30 protein-coding genes and 3 tRNA genes are annotated in these 15,387 nt (G+C 42.4%); 27 read left to right on the plus strand and 6 right to left on the minus strand.

Annotation, left to right across the window (positions count from 1 at the left end):
- Positions 1-101: 101 nt before the first annotated feature.
- The 6 genes from FFM74_RS13590 to FFM74_RS01965 all read right to left on the minus strand — a co-directional run bounded on the left by FFM74_RS13590 (position 102) and on the right by FFM74_RS01965 (position 1,973).
- Positions 102-187 (minus strand) — tRNA-OTHER (locus FFM74_RS13590).
- A 47-nt stretch (positions 188-234) separates the two neighbouring features.
- The gene (locus FFM74_RS01945) at positions 235-417 is read right to left on the minus strand and encodes a hypothetical protein (RefSeq protein WP_027822546.1); all 183 of its coding nucleotides are present in this window, start codon (positions 415-417) and stop codon (positions 235-237) included.
- Between the two features lie 25 nt (positions 418-442).
- Positions 443-533 (minus strand) — tRNA-Ile (locus FFM74_RS01950).
- 46 nt (positions 534-579) lie between these two features.
- On the minus strand, positions 580-1,290 hold the full coding sequence (locus tag FFM74_RS13700; protein ID WP_179951379.1) for a hypothetical protein: 711 nt from the start codon (positions 1,288-1,290) through the stop codon (positions 580-582).
- 56 nt (positions 1,291-1,346) lie between these two features.
- Positions 1,347-1,625 (minus strand): hypothetical protein, encoded by a 279-nt coding sequence (locus FFM74_RS01960; RefSeq protein WP_137624945.1) that lies wholly within the window; start codon positions 1,623-1,625, stop codon positions 1,347-1,349.
- Between the two features lie 9 nt (positions 1,626-1,634).
- Positions 1,635-1,973 (minus strand): helix-turn-helix domain-containing protein, encoded by a 339-nt coding sequence (locus FFM74_RS01965; protein WP_137624946.1) that lies wholly within the window; start codon positions 1,971-1,973, stop codon positions 1,635-1,637.
- 258 nt (positions 1,974-2,231) lie between these two features.
- Between FFM74_RS01965 and FFM74_RS01970 the strand changes: the two genes are divergently transcribed.
- The 27 genes from FFM74_RS01970 to FFM74_RS02075 all read left to right on the plus strand — a co-directional run bounded on the left by FFM74_RS01970 (position 2,232) and on the right by FFM74_RS02075 (position 15,385).
- Positions 2,232-2,453 carry a hypothetical protein gene (locus tag FFM74_RS01970; protein ID WP_137624947.1) on the plus strand — a complete coding sequence of 74 codons (222 nt, stop codon included), beginning with the start codon at positions 2,232-2,234 and terminating at the stop codon, positions 2,451-2,453.
- A 13-nt stretch (positions 2,454-2,466) separates the two neighbouring features.
- Positions 2,467-3,174 (plus strand): phage regulatory protein/antirepressor Ant, encoded by a 708-nt coding sequence (locus FFM74_RS01975; RefSeq protein ID WP_137624948.1) that lies wholly within the window; start codon positions 2,467-2,469, stop codon positions 3,172-3,174.
- 12 nt (positions 3,175-3,186) lie between these two features.
- Positions 3,187-3,489: a hypothetical protein gene (locus FFM74_RS01980; protein ID WP_223877132.1), complete on the plus strand. Its 303-nt coding sequence runs from the start codon at positions 3,187-3,189 to the stop codon at positions 3,487-3,489.
- A 165-nt stretch (positions 3,490-3,654) separates the two neighbouring features.
- Positions 3,655-3,852 (plus strand): hypothetical protein, encoded by a 198-nt coding sequence (locus tag FFM74_RS01985; protein ID WP_137624949.1) that lies wholly within the window; start codon positions 3,655-3,657, stop codon positions 3,850-3,852.
- Positions 3,853-3,861: 9 nt separating this feature from the next.
- Positions 3,862-4,029 carry a hypothetical protein gene (locus FFM74_RS13595; RefSeq protein WP_171000622.1) on the plus strand — a complete coding sequence of 56 codons (168 nt, stop codon included), beginning with the start codon at positions 3,862-3,864 and terminating at the stop codon, positions 4,027-4,029.
- Positions 4,029-4,190 carry a hypothetical protein gene (locus tag FFM74_RS13600; RefSeq protein WP_171000623.1) on the plus strand — a complete coding sequence of 54 codons (162 nt, stop codon included), beginning with the start codon at positions 4,029-4,031 and terminating at the stop codon, positions 4,188-4,190. The genes FFM74_RS13595 and FFM74_RS13600 overlap by 1 nt, the downstream gene beginning before the upstream one ends.
- Positions 4,191-4,201: 11 nt before the next feature.
- Complete coding sequence (locus FFM74_RS01990) at positions 4,202-4,723, plus strand: host-nuclease inhibitor Gam family protein (RefSeq protein ID WP_223877133.1); 522 nt, start codon at positions 4,202-4,204, stop codon at positions 4,721-4,723.
- Between the two features lie 8 nt (positions 4,724-4,731).
- On the plus strand, positions 4,732-5,388 hold the full coding sequence (locus FFM74_RS01995) for an AAA family ATPase (RefSeq protein ID WP_137624951.1): 657 nt from the start codon (positions 4,732-4,734) through the stop codon (positions 5,386-5,388).
- A 2-nt stretch (positions 5,389-5,390) separates the two neighbouring features.
- Positions 5,391-6,041 (plus strand): DUF669 domain-containing protein, encoded by a 651-nt coding sequence (locus FFM74_RS02000; protein ID WP_137624952.1) that lies wholly within the window; start codon positions 5,391-5,393, stop codon positions 6,039-6,041.
- A gap of 58 nt (positions 6,042-6,099) precedes the next feature.
- A complete protein-coding gene (locus FFM74_RS02005) occupies positions 6,100-6,792 on the plus strand; it encodes a putative HNHc nuclease (protein ID WP_137624953.1) in 693 nt (230 codons plus the stop codon).
- A 202-nt stretch (positions 6,793-6,994) separates the two neighbouring features.
- Positions 6,995-7,810 (plus strand): phage replisome organizer N-terminal domain-containing protein, encoded by an 816-nt coding sequence (locus FFM74_RS02010; RefSeq protein WP_137624954.1) that lies wholly within the window; start codon positions 6,995-6,997, stop codon positions 7,808-7,810.
- The gene (locus tag FFM74_RS02015; protein ID WP_137624955.1) at positions 7,797-8,582 is read left to right on the plus strand and encodes an ATP-binding protein; all 786 of its coding nucleotides are present in this window, start codon (positions 7,797-7,799) and stop codon (positions 8,580-8,582) included. The genes FFM74_RS02010 and FFM74_RS02015 overlap by 14 nt, the downstream gene beginning before the upstream one ends.
- Entirely contained in the window at positions 8,579-8,836 is a 258-nt protein-coding gene (locus FFM74_RS02020; protein ID WP_137624956.1) for a hypothetical protein, read from the plus strand. Before FFM74_RS02015 ends, FFM74_RS02020 begins: the two co-directional genes overlap by 4 nt.
- Positions 8,836-9,006, plus strand: a complete 171-nt coding sequence (locus tag FFM74_RS13605) for a hypothetical protein (protein WP_171000624.1) — start codon at positions 8,836-8,838, stop codon at positions 9,004-9,006. The genes FFM74_RS02020 and FFM74_RS13605 overlap by 1 nt, the downstream gene beginning before the upstream one ends.
- The gene (locus FFM74_RS02025) at positions 8,972-9,277 is read left to right on the plus strand and encodes a hypothetical protein (protein ID WP_137624957.1); all 306 of its coding nucleotides are present in this window, start codon (positions 8,972-8,974) and stop codon (positions 9,275-9,277) included. The genes FFM74_RS13605 and FFM74_RS02025 overlap by 35 nt, the downstream gene beginning before the upstream one ends.
- Positions 9,278-9,433, plus strand: coding sequence for a hypothetical protein (locus FFM74_RS13610; RefSeq protein ID WP_171000625.1), 156 nt, complete (start codon positions 9,278-9,280; stop codon positions 9,431-9,433).
- The gene (locus FFM74_RS02030) at positions 9,426-9,632 is read left to right on the plus strand and encodes a hypothetical protein (RefSeq protein ID WP_137624958.1); all 207 of its coding nucleotides are present in this window, start codon (positions 9,426-9,428) and stop codon (positions 9,630-9,632) included. The genes FFM74_RS13610 and FFM74_RS02030 overlap by 8 nt, the downstream gene beginning before the upstream one ends.
- An 84-nt stretch (positions 9,633-9,716) precedes the next feature.
- Positions 9,717-9,986, plus strand: a complete 270-nt coding sequence (locus FFM74_RS02035; RefSeq protein ID WP_137624959.1) for a hypothetical protein — start codon at positions 9,717-9,719, stop codon at positions 9,984-9,986.
- Positions 9,987-9,990: 4 nt separating this feature from the next.
- Positions 9,991-10,368: a hypothetical protein gene (locus tag FFM74_RS02040; protein WP_137624960.1), complete on the plus strand. Its 378-nt coding sequence runs from the start codon at positions 9,991-9,993 to the stop codon at positions 10,366-10,368.
- A gap of 325 nt (positions 10,369-10,693) precedes the next feature.
- Complete coding sequence (locus tag FFM74_RS02050; RefSeq protein ID WP_137624962.1) at positions 10,694-11,152, plus strand: hypothetical protein; 459 nt, start codon at positions 10,694-10,696, stop codon at positions 11,150-11,152.
- A gap of 11 nt (positions 11,153-11,163) precedes the next feature.
- On the plus strand, positions 11,164-11,328 hold the full coding sequence (locus FFM74_RS13615) for a hypothetical protein (RefSeq protein WP_171000626.1): 165 nt from the start codon (positions 11,164-11,166) through the stop codon (positions 11,326-11,328).
- A 12-nt stretch (positions 11,329-11,340) separates the two neighbouring features.
- Positions 11,341-11,766 carry a transcriptional regulator gene (locus FFM74_RS02055; protein WP_137624963.1) on the plus strand — a complete coding sequence of 142 codons (426 nt, stop codon included), beginning with the start codon at positions 11,341-11,343 and terminating at the stop codon, positions 11,764-11,766.
- Between the two features lie 110 nt (positions 11,767-11,876).
- Positions 11,877-11,936: transfer RNA gene (locus FFM74_RS13620), tRNA-OTHER, on the plus strand.
- Positions 11,937-12,222: 286 nt separating this feature from the next.
- Entirely contained in the window at positions 12,223-12,657 is a 435-nt protein-coding gene (locus FFM74_RS02060; RefSeq protein WP_137624964.1) for a DUF6941 family protein, read from the plus strand.
- 4 nt (positions 12,658-12,661) lie between these two features.
- Complete coding sequence (locus tag FFM74_RS02065) at positions 12,662-13,240, plus strand: hypothetical protein (RefSeq protein ID WP_137624965.1); 579 nt, start codon at positions 12,662-12,664, stop codon at positions 13,238-13,240.
- Between the two features lie 71 nt (positions 13,241-13,311).
- On the plus strand, positions 13,312-14,085 hold the full coding sequence (locus FFM74_RS02070; protein WP_137624966.1) for a terminase small subunit: 774 nt from the start codon (positions 13,312-13,314) through the stop codon (positions 14,083-14,085).
- Positions 14,075-15,385 (plus strand): PBSX family phage terminase large subunit, encoded by a 1,311-nt coding sequence (locus FFM74_RS02075; RefSeq protein WP_137624967.1) that lies wholly within the window; start codon positions 14,075-14,077, stop codon positions 15,383-15,385. Before FFM74_RS02070 ends, FFM74_RS02075 begins: the two co-directional genes overlap by 11 nt.
- The last annotated feature ends 2 nt before the right edge of the window (positions 15,386-15,387 follow it).

The raw sequence follows: 15,387 nt of genomic DNA on the forward strand, positions 1-15,387 counted from the left end.
TGATAATATTATGTATGTAAAAAGAGCGGAGCAATCCACTGGCTTTTATTGGCAGCACATCTTACTTCTTGGCGGGAGGGGATGTGCTTTTTTTGTTGCAACGCGAGCGGCAGGAGTCGGACCTACATCTGAAAGTATCTAGTTAGCAATTCAAAGGAGTACTGTTCTACCGTTGAACTACGCTCGCAAGATGCCAACTGAAATGATTCAATTGGCTTGACTTGCAAAATTTTACTATTCCTTTCCTTGCTTGAAGCGTGTCACCAAATCGTCTTTAATTCCTTTAAGCATACGGTCGTATTCTGCTTCGGAATAGCTATCTTTTGATAGGTAGAGAATGGCGTCAGATTTTACAAAGACTGTTAAGTCACTGATAATATCTTCTATTAGTTCGTACCTTGAAATATCTTGATGCATAGTATGCCTTCTTTCTTTATTTTAATGCGAGCGGCAGGAGTCGAACCTGCATAGTAGTTGTTAAGAGCGGGGACTCTATTATTGATGGACATGTTCTACCGTTGAACTACGCTCGCATGTTGCCCGCTAGGCTGGTAGTGGGCAGGGTGCAAAATATATTTACTATTTTGCGGTTAGCTTAATGCTTTCAAGTGCATTGTTGAGAACTTGTCCATTTGACAAGTCAACATTAACTTTTGTCACTTGTCCTGAATCCTTATCGGAAGTAGTACCCAGAATTTCATTAAGATCTCCATCATCAGTAGTTAAATTACCACTACCTTGTAGGGCTGTGATTTCATAACGACCAGCTTTGATGTCTTTCCCTACTACCCAGTCTCCTGCGGATAGTGTCGTCTTAAACGAGCGCTTGGCTGGTGTAGGAGTGAAAGTAACAGACTGCAAGCTTTCTAGTTTAACTTCAGCATTCTTCTTTAAATCGGTTGTGTAACTGTCGACTTGCCCTAAATCATTGTCAACTGTGGTTCCAAGGATAAGGTTTAAGTCATTGTCACCGGAAACGTTCCCACTTCCAGACTTTGCTCGAATAACATAGCGTCCTGGTTGAATATCACGGCCGACTTTATAAGTTCCCGCTCCGAGTATCACAGCTTTAGCTGTGTTTTTTTCAACGGTTTGTTTCTTTTTGCTAGAGCTTTTTGCGGTTGAACTGGTGTTACTAGAGCTACTATCAGAGTCAGATCCGCCAAACATAGCAAATAGAAAAATTACAACAATAATTGCAATGACCCAAACCCACCATTTTTTGTACCAAGGCTTTTTCTCTTTAACAACATAAGTTTTCCCGTCTTCCCCTGTCACCTTTTTACTCATAATAAATTCCTCCAATAAATTTCAGCTTTTACCGACATCCGTATCTGGTCTATAAGTTATCCGAACATAATATTGAAACTCCGTATAGATTGCCTGTCAGCATATCCTTCAGCGCGTAATACTTCCACTAATCTTGCGTTCGTTAGGTTGCCGCTATTATTTTCATAGTGTGAAGCCTCATGCAATGCTGTTTTAAGCCAATCAATGTCATCTTGAAGAGTATTGATATAGACGTCAGTGCCGACGATACAGCCGTGATAGTGTGGATTGTTGACTTCGATACCCCAAAATTTAAGTTGTGGATACATATCTTCAATCTTTTCCAAGTCTGTCATACCGGTCACCTACAGTCTACGACGAAATTTCATTGCTTCCTTGACCATATTTATTATGGCCTGACGTTCCTCATCTGATATATCCGGGTCAATGGAGTAGGCAATTAATTTTTGATTCTTTGTCAAGTCATCAGATGAAGTAGAGGGCTCTGGATTATCTGTATTGCCCAATAAGTAATCAACAGAAACATTTAGAACATCAGCAACGGCTTTGACCTTGTCGACAGAAGGTGTTTTTGTTTTCCACGAATAAATAACATTCTGTTTAAATCCCACTTTTTCGTTTAATTGGGCAAGGGTTAACCCTCTCTTTTTAGAAATTTCTTTTATTCTATCAAACATTGTCATAATGGTATTTCTCCCATGTTTGATGAACAACAAATAAACTTTAGTTATAAAAATGTTGCAATTATTAAACTATAGTTGTATTATTAGTTCATCAAGTAATTAAGCAACAAAAAAACACATCTATCAAAACAATAACTTTGGCGAGGAATTGCGGTAGTAGTAGGTTTTGAATTGCTTATTTAATACGCCTCAATATTAAACTATAGTTTAATTAAAGTCAATAACTTGATGAATAAATTGTGTAAAGGAGGAGTAAAAATGCCAGAACAAACAATCGAAGATGTCGCATTGGAAATTGAAATTAAATACAAAACTGCATTGAGCCGCCACAAAATTTCTCAAAAAGAAATGGCTGAAATGCTTACCACTAAGTCCGAAAAGGTCATGCCTTCACAAGTTAACCGTGCAATCAAAGGTGGCAACGAACCCAAGTCAAGACGGATTCGGTCACAAATGGCCAAAATTTTAGGAATTCAATGAAAGGAATGATCACATGAATGATTTAGTAATTATGAAGAATAAGCAAGCCGTTACTAGTAGCTTGCAAGTGGCAGAGGTATTTGAAAAGAACCATCGAGATGTTTTGAAAGCTATCACTAATCTTAAAAAAGATGTGCGCAATTTTGCGCAGATGTTCAGTGAAACAAATATTCCAGATAGCTACGGCCGTAATCGCCGGGCTTTCTACATGAATCGTGACGGTTTCACTTTGCTAGCAATGGGATTCACGGGAGATAAGGCACTTAAATTTAAACTTCAGTACATTGAGGCATTCAACTCTATGGAAGAACAAGTTAAATTTCAAGTGCCATCTACGTTGCCAGAAGCATTACGTTTGGCTGCTGATCAAGCAGAAAAAATTTCAGTGCTACAGCCCAAGGCGGATTACACCGATAGCATGTTAGCTAACAAGGGACTGGAAACAATCTCAATGATTGCTAAGAACTACGGTTACTCGACACGTGAGTTTAACAAGTTGCTACATGGTTTAGGCATTCAATACAGGCAAGGCAAAACGTGGCTATTGTACGCGAAGTATCAAGACGAAGGCTATACGCACGTTGAACCATACGAGTATACGAATAGCGATAGCATCAAGCAGGTACGTAACACGATGAAGTGGACGCAGGCGGGGCAAAAGTTCTTATACGACTTTTTAAAGTCAAAGGGAATCATGCCATTAGTTGAACAGCCAGCATAGGAGGCGAGTTGGGTGGAATTAACAATTAAAGGTACACCGAAAGGAGTGACCGGGATGGACAGTTTGATAAGTGCTTTGTCGAAACTCTTCACGCAAGCATATGAACAAGGAATCGCGGATGGGCGTAGTCAACAAGCTGTTGATCATAAAATGATTGGACGTAAAGAATTTGATGCCGAGTTTGGTATTAAAGTTGATGCGTTTGACAAGCATTATCGCAATAAGAATGGCTTCCCCAAGCCTGAAGGTGACGGAAAGTGGTATGCACCAGCTGTTAGCAAGTGGTTAATGGATCATCAGCAATTGAATAACTAAAAACCTAGGCGGGTAGTTGTTGATCCATGTTCAAGACGGAGGATTAAAATGGAAATTTTATACGGAATCGTTTTACTCGGTTTGCTAGTCCGGTCAATCCAAGTTGGCTGGTGGCAAATGGTCAAAGAAGTCGTTAACATGTTTGGAATTTAGGAGGTCGATTTGATGGTTAAAGTTGGCGATCGTGTGAGCTATTCCAGCGTTTATGCACTGGGTCGGCTGATGGTCAAAGGTGGCACCGGCCAAGTAATGGAAATCAAGCCGGATCCGTATGGCAAGACTTCACGCCAAGTTGCAATTGTAAAAGGAAATCGTGGCAAAAAATTCGTAATGTTTGCGTCAGCGCTAAAAGTTGTAAATTAGGAGGATTTTATGAAAAAAGTAAGCAGAGTACCATTTGAAATTTGGCTCAAACAACAAAATACCCACCACCGGTTGCAGCCAGTAGCGGGTACTAAATTAGAAGTTAATCAAATTTATCTACGTGTTTATCATACGCCCAAGCCGAGTGTTTGGCAACGAGTTCGGGGGTGGTTTTAATGGCAATTAAGTCGTTGATTAATGCCACACTCGCACGGATTAATATGCTTGAAGTCCTAATCGGAACTATCTGGATTGGTGACACGGTTTCACTGACACGGCTATACAAATTGCTTGACGACGCTGACGAACAACTTAATGAATTACGGGGGATCGAATAATGTTGAACTCATTGTTAAAAGAAGAACTGACCACGATTAACGAACGTGAGCATGAGGGCTTTCAGATTGACTCATTGCAATCTGCCGATTGGGCAATGCGAAAGCTACAGGCTATTGAGGAACACAATACGGAGGTTCAGAATGCCGCCAAGGCAGATATGGACCAGACCATTGCGTGGCGGGATCGGAAGCTAACTGAAAACCAAGCAAGTCGGGAATATTTTGAGAACTTGCTTAAAGATTATCTTTACCGGGAACGCCAGCACGACAAAAAGTTCAAAATCGATACGCCACACGGTAAGGTCACAACTCGTAAAACTCCTGCCGGATTGAAGTATGAGGATGCGACTGTGCTGAAATCGTTACGTGATCAGGGCATCAAAGAATTTATCCGAGTTAAGGAGGAAGTCAACAAGAAGGACCTGAAGAAAGCTGGCTCAATCATCAACGGTAAATTTGTATTAGATGACGGTCAAATTGTGGATGGTGTGGCCGAAAAGCCGGCCGGTGAATCCGTTAAATTTGATTTGTAGGTGACAATATGAAGTTTTATGAGGATGGGAAGATTCCCGTGATTCCAAATATGTATTTTATCTATGGTGACGGCGGAACTGGCAAAACGTCCTTGGTTAGACAATTTGTAGGACACAAGTTACTGTTCAGCTTTGACCTGTCGAGTAACGTGCTGATTGGTAACAAAGATGTAGATGTTGTTATTTTTGAACATCAGGATGCACCAAATGTGCAGGGACTCGTTGAACAAATGATTATGCGAGCAATTGCTAATCCCAAGTATCAAATTATTGTACTTGACAACGTGACGGCCCTGCAGAACTTGGTACTAGCAAATATCAATGATTCCAAGGATAACCGACAAAACTATCAAGCGTTGCAACTGTGGTTTCGTGACCTTGGAACAATCCTAAAAGAGAGCGGCAAAACCATCTATGCAACTGCCCATCAGATTGATAACGGTTCGGACGGCATGAATAACGATGGTCGATTCGCAGCCGATATGAATGAGAAGACCTTTAATGCTTTCACAGGATTGTTTGACCTAGTTGGTCGGATTTATCTGAAAGATGGTAAACGGATGATCGATATGGATCCGGAGAAGGGCAATCATGCGAAAAACAGAATTGATGAACGTAAGTTGATTAATGCGGATGAACTAATTAAACCTAAGGGAGAGAAATAAATATGGCTTTATTTACAGCAGATTCAAAGAATGTTTTCGGACAAACAGTAGAGGAAGCGGGTACCTACAACGTTGTTGTTGCGCCTAGTTCTCAATTCACCAATAGTAAGCAAACTGGTAAGCCGATGGCGGTTTTTGACTACGAGGTTATCGATGGTAAGTATGCTGGCGGTCAGATTCGATTCGACAATGAAGTTTGGGACGGGTCAACCAAAGAGAAAGCGGACCAATCGGCCAAGCGATTTAGCACTATTGCTGTGGCATTAGGCGCTGCGGATGGAACGGCGTTTGATTCAGTTGAACAATTTGTTAGTCAAGCAGTTGGTAACAGACTGGCTGTGAATGTTGATTGGGAGACTGGTCAAAACGGCAAGACGTACCTTGTTGTTCGAGGGTATCAAGCATTTATGCCAGACGGGAGCAAGCCAAACGGCAAGATGCGCCCGCAAGGACAGGCAAACACACCAAGTAACGGATTTGGCAGTAAAAGTGCTGTTAAACCAAACGCCAGTGGTTTTGGGAACCAGCCTGCTGGTCAGACCAATGCGTTTGGCACACAAGCACCACTGTCAAACAACACTGGTGCTGGGTATTCCAACGCGAACTATCGGGGAGGCATGTCCGATGATGTTCCGGACAATATGCCCTTTTAACTGGAACGATTTAATGACTAAGTTGCAAGACGGTTCAACACTACACCGGGTGAATTAAATGCAACAATCAAGAACTCAGCTAGTCGAGAGTGAAGGCAAGATTTATCTAGTCACAGAATTGGACGAAATGCCCAATTTGGACCATGTAGAGACTGTTAGCGGTACACGAGACCAATTCTACATGGACTGGGAAATAGCCGACACGCGCAAAGCTAGACCACAACAGCGACGCCTATTCTTCGCGCTGTTAAATGACATCGCTGACTGGTCGGTCACACCTCAAGACTATTTGAAGTCACTCTTTTACTTGCAGTATCAGATTTATACGAATGGCAAGCAGATAAGTCTGTCAGACGTCACAAAATCGAGTGTTAGCGACGCAAATGTATTGCTCGACCTAGTTATCGATTTCATGTTTGAGTGGCGTGTGCCGTTTAAGAAGGGCTATGAGCTATTGCCCCGTGATCAGGAGTATTACTTGTTTGAGTGCTGTCGCCATCGAGTTTGCATGATTTGCGGTAATCGGGCCGACATTCATCATGTTGATGTTATTGGTGCCGGAATGAATCGGACTATCGTTGACCACACTAAACGGCATGTAATGGCGTTGTGTCGTAAACATCATGGGGAGATCGAGCAGATCGGACCGGATAAATTTAGCGCTAAGTACCACGTACCAGTGGACGGCATAAGGCTGGACGTAGAAACGTTAAAACGAATTGGCTTGAAAGGTAATTACAGCAGTGACTGAATCCACCGGACGGCTGGAAGGGCCGTTGATTGGAGGTAATTATGGTTTATGTATTGTCAGATTGTAATGGCGTAATTGCCGTTTACTCAAATAAAAAGAATGCGCGGGCTGACCTAGCAAAGTTTGCGGACAGGATTATCGGCATGAAAATCACTGTGGTGCCTTTTCGCCGCGATTCCGTGTTGGATTGAGGTGAAATAGATTGGCAGGAATTCACTGGATAAAACTTAAAACAGCCATGTTCGATGATGAAAAGATTCGGTTAATTGAATCGATGCCGGAAGCTGATGCAATCATTGTTATCTGGATCCGATTGCTAGTGCTGGCCGGTAAAACTAATGATTCGGGCTTGATTTACATTCAACGCGACATGTCGTATTCAGACGAGATGCTAGCAGCGTTGTTCAATCGGCCTATCAACACAGTTCGACTGGCTATGAAGACGCTAGAGAACTTTGACATGATTGATGTTAGTGAGAACGGCGTAATCAGCATTAATAACTGGGATAAGCACCAAAATATCGAGGGCATGGAGAAGGTGCGAATCCAGACGGCTGAACGGGTTCAACGCTTTCGGGATAAGCAGAAGCAACAGCAAATCGAGAGTAGCGTTACCCGTAACGTTACAGTAACGGAAGGTAACGCAACAGAATCAGACTCAGAATCAGATTCAGAAACAGAATCAGATAGTAAAGAACATAGTCCGGCTACCGCCGAACAGTTCGACTGGCAAACAGTAATTGACTACCTCAATGAGAAGACTGGTAAGAAGTTTAAGCATACTGATTCTAACAAGCGCTTGGTGGTGGCTCGTCATAAGGACGGTGGCTATACCGTTGATGACATGAAGCAGGCAATTGATAATCAGTGCGCTGCATGGTTGAACAATCCTAATATGAATCAATATTTGCGCCCGGCTACGCTGTTTCGTGCTTCCAAGTTTGAGGGCTACCTGAACAACGGACCAAAGCAGAGTGTACCAACAACACGAGAGGACTGGTTTGGTGAAACGAGTTAAAGAACTATTTGATCCGGCTAAAGTCCAGGCGATTGCGGCGGCTAAGGGCATTGACGTGAGTAAACTGCCAACCAAGGAACAATTGGACGAGGCGACATTAAAACGAGCCCAGCAGGCTGTGGTGGTCAATCATCAACGCTACTATCGTGCCATGTCGGTCTGGTCGGGAAACGTGCGACTGCAGTTCAAATTTAGCGATTGGGACGTACAAAAGCAAACAAATATCGAGGTAGCTAAAAGGCTTGGAAATCAAGCATTTGTACTAGCCAAGCAACTAAAAACTGCCAAATTTAATGTGCTATTGTCTGGCATATACGGTGTTGGCAAGACCTCACTGGCGCTAGCGATTGCGGATCAATTAGCGCAGGCAGGTCAGACAGTCATGTTTGTTTCGACGGCCGAGCTACTCCGGCTGGTCAACGACAAGTATGAGGCGCCGGACGTACGGATCAAGTTGATTGAGATCACTAAGGCCATGAAGTCGGTGGACGTGCTAGTTCTGGATGACTTCGGCACCGAGGGCGGTAAGCCAACCGAGAATAATTATTATCGGCCGGTGCACCGTGACTTACAAACGATGATGTATCAAGTTGCCAATGCCCGCTGCGACTTTGAGTACAATGAGGTGAAGCACTCAACTATTGTCACTACCAATAACACGCGAGGCCAATTGGAATCCATGTATGACAAGAAGATTATTGACCGGCTATTGAGCAAGATTAAAGATCATCAATTGCTATTTGACGAGATGAAGGGAGTTCGGAACGTATGAAGATTATTGATAAACGAGCTGCAAGTGAAATGGAAGGGTACAAGATTGGCAATATTTTCGCGTCCGGAAAGTCAGTCTATATGGTTTGCCGAATTGATGGCGAAACGTTTGGCAATGACGGGTACGCCTTGCTCAATCTAGTGACAGGGGAAGTCTTTGGATTCGAGCGTGATTTGGATGCTTTGTTCCGCTATAGCGGCAGTAAAACGGATAGAAAACTAAATGTGGAACTAATCATAAAGGGCGATGCGTAATGGGATGCAAATTATGTGGTGGCGCACGAGTTGTGCAGCAGGAGATTATGCCGGGTGTGGTGACCGTGGCGCCATGTCCCAATTGTACCGAATTTAAGCATGATCACTACGAAAAGGAGTTGGAGGCGATTAAGCATGAAAAAGTATCGCCACGAATTGCCGTGGAATAAAATTCATGATGCCGAAAAGAAATATCAAAGTTTGATTAACGCCCCGCCAGAAGTATTGGCGGAAATCCAGCAAATTACCGCGATGGACGGTGACGTTGATGCGCAGATTGTCGGCTTGACTGAGCATCAACTCAATATTCTAAATTATGTCATCAACGGTGAAATGACGCCTAATGCTGCTGAGGGATTTGTGCGGCACTCGCGGACATGGATCAATGCACGGATTGTGGCAATAAAAACTGGGAACTATTTTATTCTGGAGGAAAAGTGAATGACGAAGCAACGAAAGCACACGAAAAAGTCGACACTAAAGAAAAAAGCTCGGCGGATGCGCCAGAATGCCGACAAGCACAGCAAGGCCGCCAGTGAGCGGTCGAGAATGCTGCACGACTATGTGCCATACAAGGTGGGTGATCGTAGTGAATAACGAAATGGGTTTGTTTATGGCTACTTTGATGGACTCGGCGGATGCAATCGTACGAGCCCAGAAAGTTTACTACGACAAATGTATTGAGCAAGGATTTGATCACAACGATGCTATCTACTTGACCTACCACTACAATCCGCTTTTATTCGTGGAACATAGTGGTGACAGTGAGCAAGATGCCGATGATAACGGATATTGAGGGGGGCGTTTTATTGATTGAAGTCAAGGAGCCAACCAACGAAGAGCGCAAGCAGGCGTTCGAAACTTTCGGGGAGGACTAGGGATGAGTAAATTAGATTTAATCCCATCGGTCGTAAGCGATTTTATCGATGAAGATATTTTGCCCGAATTAGCGAATGGTAAGCGGTCGGCACGCAAAATCACTCAAATTGTCGTTGATCAGGCATATAGCTGGTTAACGGATGAAGCCGAAGGTCACAATCCAATTAGTGATGATAAGTGCCTGAGTTATTGTTGGGTCATTGCGTGCAAGCTTCATCGTGACTTGATGGTCGAGTACATCGATCATGCTTTTGAAAACTTTGAGGAGTGACAGCATGAATAAGCGAATTCTGTGGAAGAAGATAAAACAGCGCGGGCCTATTCTATGGAGCAATACAGATTGCGGCTCGCGCATGGCGGGCTATTCGGGCGAATATGACAAAGATGGCAATTTCATAATCGACAAGTCGTTTGGTTGGTTCCCAGCAACCTATTTCATTCGAAGCTATCCGGGTAGTCAACTGAACCCTTATGAGAGCCTTTCAGCGCTTCGACCGTGTGGAAGCAAGAAAAACCCACACGAGTTTGAGGCCCTTATATATGATGAAGACGAGGGTGCTTATGACGACTGGGAAGTGTCAGAGGTCAGGCACCCATTGAAGTGGCAAACCGAACGGGAATTCTTGGAGGCAAAACATGCAAAAGATATTTGAGCTAATTTGGACTGCGACACCGGGACAAATCTTTACGTGGATCGGCCTAGGATTACTAGGAATAGTCATTGCCTATGCACTAATTTGGGGAATTATTTGGCTTGCGCTCAGATTGAAGTACGGGAAGTGGTGAAGCATGATTAGTGACCAGATTAAATGCTATGATCATGATTTTTGGTACTTGGTATCAATATGCGGATTGTCGTTCAGACAAGCAAGGCGAAAGTTAAAAGCAACCTATCCAAGTATTTATTACGATGTGTGGAAAGAGCTGTATATTGTTGACGGTAAGGAGTACACAGTTGCTGGGGATTAGGAGATTGACATGACTAAAACAACTGAGACTAAACATATTGAACACGTTCTTTGGGACTTTACTCATGAAAAATTAGGCGTTTATGGGTGTTTTGAAGTTACCCTTGGCCTGGGAATGGCAAATGACCATCGAGAGATTGTTGACTACGTGACTTATGATAAGGCCGACGTGATCCGCTGCTATGAGATTAAGACTAGCTATGCCGACTTTAAAAGTCACGCCCGTAAGTCATGGTGGGGTAACTATAACTATTTGTTGACTACCACGGAAGTGTACGGGCAGATTACAGGCCACGGCGATACTCTAGGTGGCCTAGGCGTATATATTGTTGACGGTGACGGCATGCGATCAGTACGTCGAAGCACTAAGCACCAACTTACCGTGGGAGAACGAGTTGCCATTATTGAAAGTATGGTCCGCTCAATGGATCGTGAGGAGCAGAAACTATACGCAGTTAGCCCTTACTAGGAGATGTGAATGTGCCGATAACAATTAAAGATTTAATCAACTTGCTTGAACTTCAGGATCCGGATGCACCAGTGGCTATTCTTGACAGCCGAACTAACTCGATACTGTGGCTTGATGACTTGAATGGCAAAGTGATTGATGAAAAAGATGGCATTGTGATGCTGATTGGCAGCTAGGAGGAATGTGGCTTGAAACGATCGACAATTCGCAAAGTGGAAGACATTTTGCGGGACTATCCAAAGATTGACAAGTATATCGAAGAACGGGAGCAAGAACTACGTTATCCATCAGGACAAAGCGATGAGAATGTCGGCGGTGGCCGTGCTCAGTACAAGTACAACAATCAGACGCTTAGCACCCTCATTACGATTGATGAGGACCGGCGAATCAATGCGCTTAGGCGGCAACATGACGTGATTGATGACTGCTTGGACGGTGTGGGTGATGATACAGAGGTTATTGTGAATGAGTTGTATTTTAGAAAACGGCAGCAATACACAATTGACGGATTGGTAATGAATCAGTTAATCCATGTAAGTCGCCGGAAAGCCTTTGATTTAAAGCGATTGTTTCTTGAGGATTGTGCCAAGGGATTCGGACTTTACGAAGTATGATAATTTGCACTAACTGTGCACTTTTGACCTATAAAAACGTGGTAAATTGGTAGTATGCCAAGTAGGTATGAATAGCATTAATGCCCTCCAAACATTAATTACAGACAGGTGTCGCCGTGGGCTAATTGGTAAGCCACAATGTGATGCGGGTTCGAAACCCGCCGGCGATATTTCATGAAATGTTTTTGAGAGTAATTGCTGGAATTATCAATCGTTAACGCCTATCATTCCACTAAGTATAGTAATGAATAGGTGGTGAAATAATGGACGACGAGTTAATTACTGAAGAAACAATTGAAGAACAAAATGCTGAAGAAGGTATTGTTATTGGAGAAGGCACAATGCGTGACCTCGAAGACTTCTAGATTGAATATTATACAAAAACTCTCGCTTAATGGCGGGAGTTTTTGTATAATTAATTTAGTTAAAAATCTAATTAATAGGGAGACTTAAGGTATGACTACATCGAAATTATCTGCTCAGATTGTTGTTTCTGAAAACATTGACCGTGTAAATAACCCTAACGGATTAGGTGATACAGTGAGATTAGTAAATCCTACTTTGACACTTGGAATGCCCATTGTACCCACTGCACTTTCTTTTTCGATATCTGTTCTAACTGATGGTTTGAGTTTTGACACCGATCATCATATTAAATTGGCGATTGAAGATGAAAGTAACAACGAGATTAGTAAGGTTGAGGGTGACGTTAAATCGTTTGCTGCGCCCCATATGGGTGGCTTCAACATCAACTTTGATTTCAGAAATGTAGTCTTTCAAAAATCAGGAAGATACACTGCAATATTTAGCATAGATGGTGATCCTGTTCAAAGCCAAAAGTTTAGAACCTTTTCAGATAAAAATGAAGCAACTGTAAATAGAGTCGATTAAACTCATGGAGCCTACTAATAATATATTTCTTGACGCAGATCCAGATTTCAATGAAGAAAACGTGCCTTTTAACGATAAAAGAAGGCTTTTGACTGCTGTTTTTGGAGCTTTTGTGGTAGCATCATCTATAAATAGTAGTCCAATTAATATACAAACTGTTAATCCCAATATTAAAAGTTCAAGTGTCAAAATTGAGAATCGTGGAACTCATGATACTTTAAATTACCAATTGGATGGAGGGTCTATTATGTCTGAAAATAATGGTTTTTTAAACGGAAGAGACTATGAATCCCTCAATAAGCTTATTGATAAGCAAAATCAACACCTTGAGCAACAAATTGCTATGACTAAAGAAATCATTGATACCCAAGAAAAAAATCAAAAAGAGAATATGGAACGTATTGAAACAACTATAAAAGAATTGAATAAAAAAATTGATGGTTTGCCAAGTCAAGAAGAAACGGTTAACAAAATTAGAGATGAAATAAGAGCTGACCACAGGCAGTGGAAGACTTGGGCAATAGCAATTGGTGCTATTGTGATTCCAAGCGTGGTACAAGTCGTTTTACATTTTTTGAATTAGAAGCTTCACTTAATTGTGAGGGTTCTTTTTTTGTTCTATATAAAAAGGAAAATGAGGTGTGGTGATATGTAATGGATAAACGAGAACAGGCTGGTCAGGATTACGCGGCTGGAATGAAGTACAAAGACATCTCAGCCAAATACGACGTACCGGTCAACACCTTAAAATCTTGGCGCACTCGCGACCATTGGAAACGGGGTGCACCCGCAACCAAAGAGGTGCACCCAAAACGAAAAAGAAATGCACCCAAAGTTGCACCCAAAATAGTAGATGAATTAGAGGCAAACGACAAACTTACAGATAAGCAAAAATCGTTCTGTCTCTTTTATTTACAACGATTTAACGCAACGTGGGCGTACCAGAAAGCTTATCAGTGTAGCTATGAGACAGCAATGTCAGAGGGTAGTAAGTGCCTAAGAAATCCCAAGGTCAAAGCGCAGCTTATCGAGCTTAAAAAGCAACAGCGTACTGATCTTTTTGTGACCGCTGAGGACGTCGCAAGGCAATATGCCAAACAGGCTTTTGCTGATTTGGGCGACTACATCGATTTTGGAACTAGCGAAGAAATAGTACGTGATGGCTGGCATAAGCCTGTTAAAGATAAGATAACCGGAGATTATCTGAAAAGAAAGGTATCGTTTGTACAGCTCAAAGACATTGATGATGTTGACACATCACTCTTAAAAGGCGTTCACATCGGCAAAGAGGGTGTTGTGGTCGAGCTTTACGACAAGCAGAAAGCGATGGCCGAGCTAAGGAGATACCTAAGTGAAAACAAATCTAGTGGCGATAATTTCACAATAAACTTTATACGAAGTGACCGGAGGGACAAGGATGGAGATTAACGTGGATGTTGATGCTATGATTAATCCTCATTTTGACGATGTTTTATACTCAAACGCGCTTAACAAGGTATTAAAGGGTGGACGTGGATCAACCAAGTCATCAGTCATCAGCTTACAGCTAGTGTTGGACTTTATAGGAGACCCAAACGGCAATGCTTTAATCATGCGTAAGGTTGCGAATACTATCGAACTTTCGATTTATGAGCAGATAAAGTGGGCAATTTACGAATTACATGTCCAAGACCTATTCACTTTTAAAACATCACCTTACCGGATCACACATGTTCCAACAGGTACTGCATTTTACTTTAGTGGCGTTGATGACCCTCAAAAGCTAAAATCAATGATTATCGCAAAAGGTTATGTCCGCTGGTTGTGGTTCGAAGAACTGGCTGAGTTTAATAGCTGGGCCGAGGTTGATGCTGTGCGTGCTTCGTTTACACGTAAGAAATTGCCAACCGGACTGCATGTTATTACCTATTACAGTTACAATCCTCCTAAAAATCCTTATGAATGGATTAATGAATGGGTTGAAGGCCGTGCAGGTTTGCATAATTGGTACGTTGATCACTCGACTTATCTTGATGACAAGTTAAATCTGCTCTCGAATGACTATATTGCAGAAATAAATCAAGTTAAAAATAATGACTATGACTATTACCGGTGGATGTACGGTGGCGAGGTGATAGGACTTGGCACCAACATTTATAATGCAAAGCTGTTTCACCCAATAGTTGCATTCCCAGATGACGATTACATCAAGTCACTATATTTTAGTCAAGATACTGGTCAGCAAGTGTCTGCGACGACTGAGCTGTGCATTGCATTGACTGCTAAGAAGCGAGTTATTTTGCTAGATACTTATTACTATAGCCCTGCACATCAATCGGTTAAGAAGCCGCCTAGTGAGCTTGCAGACGATTTGTATAAGTTTGAAGAAAGCCGTGAAGCCCAATGGAACAAGGTGGCTTGGAAACGCTCGGCCGATGAAGCGACTTCTGATTACGCCATTGACCATGAATATTTCAAAAAGTATGGTCGGCATTGGCACCACGTTCATAAAGTTGAAAAAACGAAGATGATTGACCACGTCCAGGACTTACTAGCCACTGGACGTTTTTATTACCTCGATAACGAGGCCAACAAAATATTTATTGATGAGCATCGTAAGTATCAGTGGGATGGAAACACGCTTGAAACCGATAAGCCAAAGGTCATCAAAATTGATGATCATACTTGCGACGCGTTTCAATATTTTGTCTTGGACAACTTAGCTGACCTCGATTTGAAATGGAGGTGAAA

Source organism: Lactiplantibacillus pingfangensis, assembly GCF_005404945.1.
Classification (GTDB): Bacteria; Bacillota; Bacilli; order Lactobacillales; family Lactobacillaceae; genus Lactiplantibacillus; species Lactiplantibacillus pingfangensis.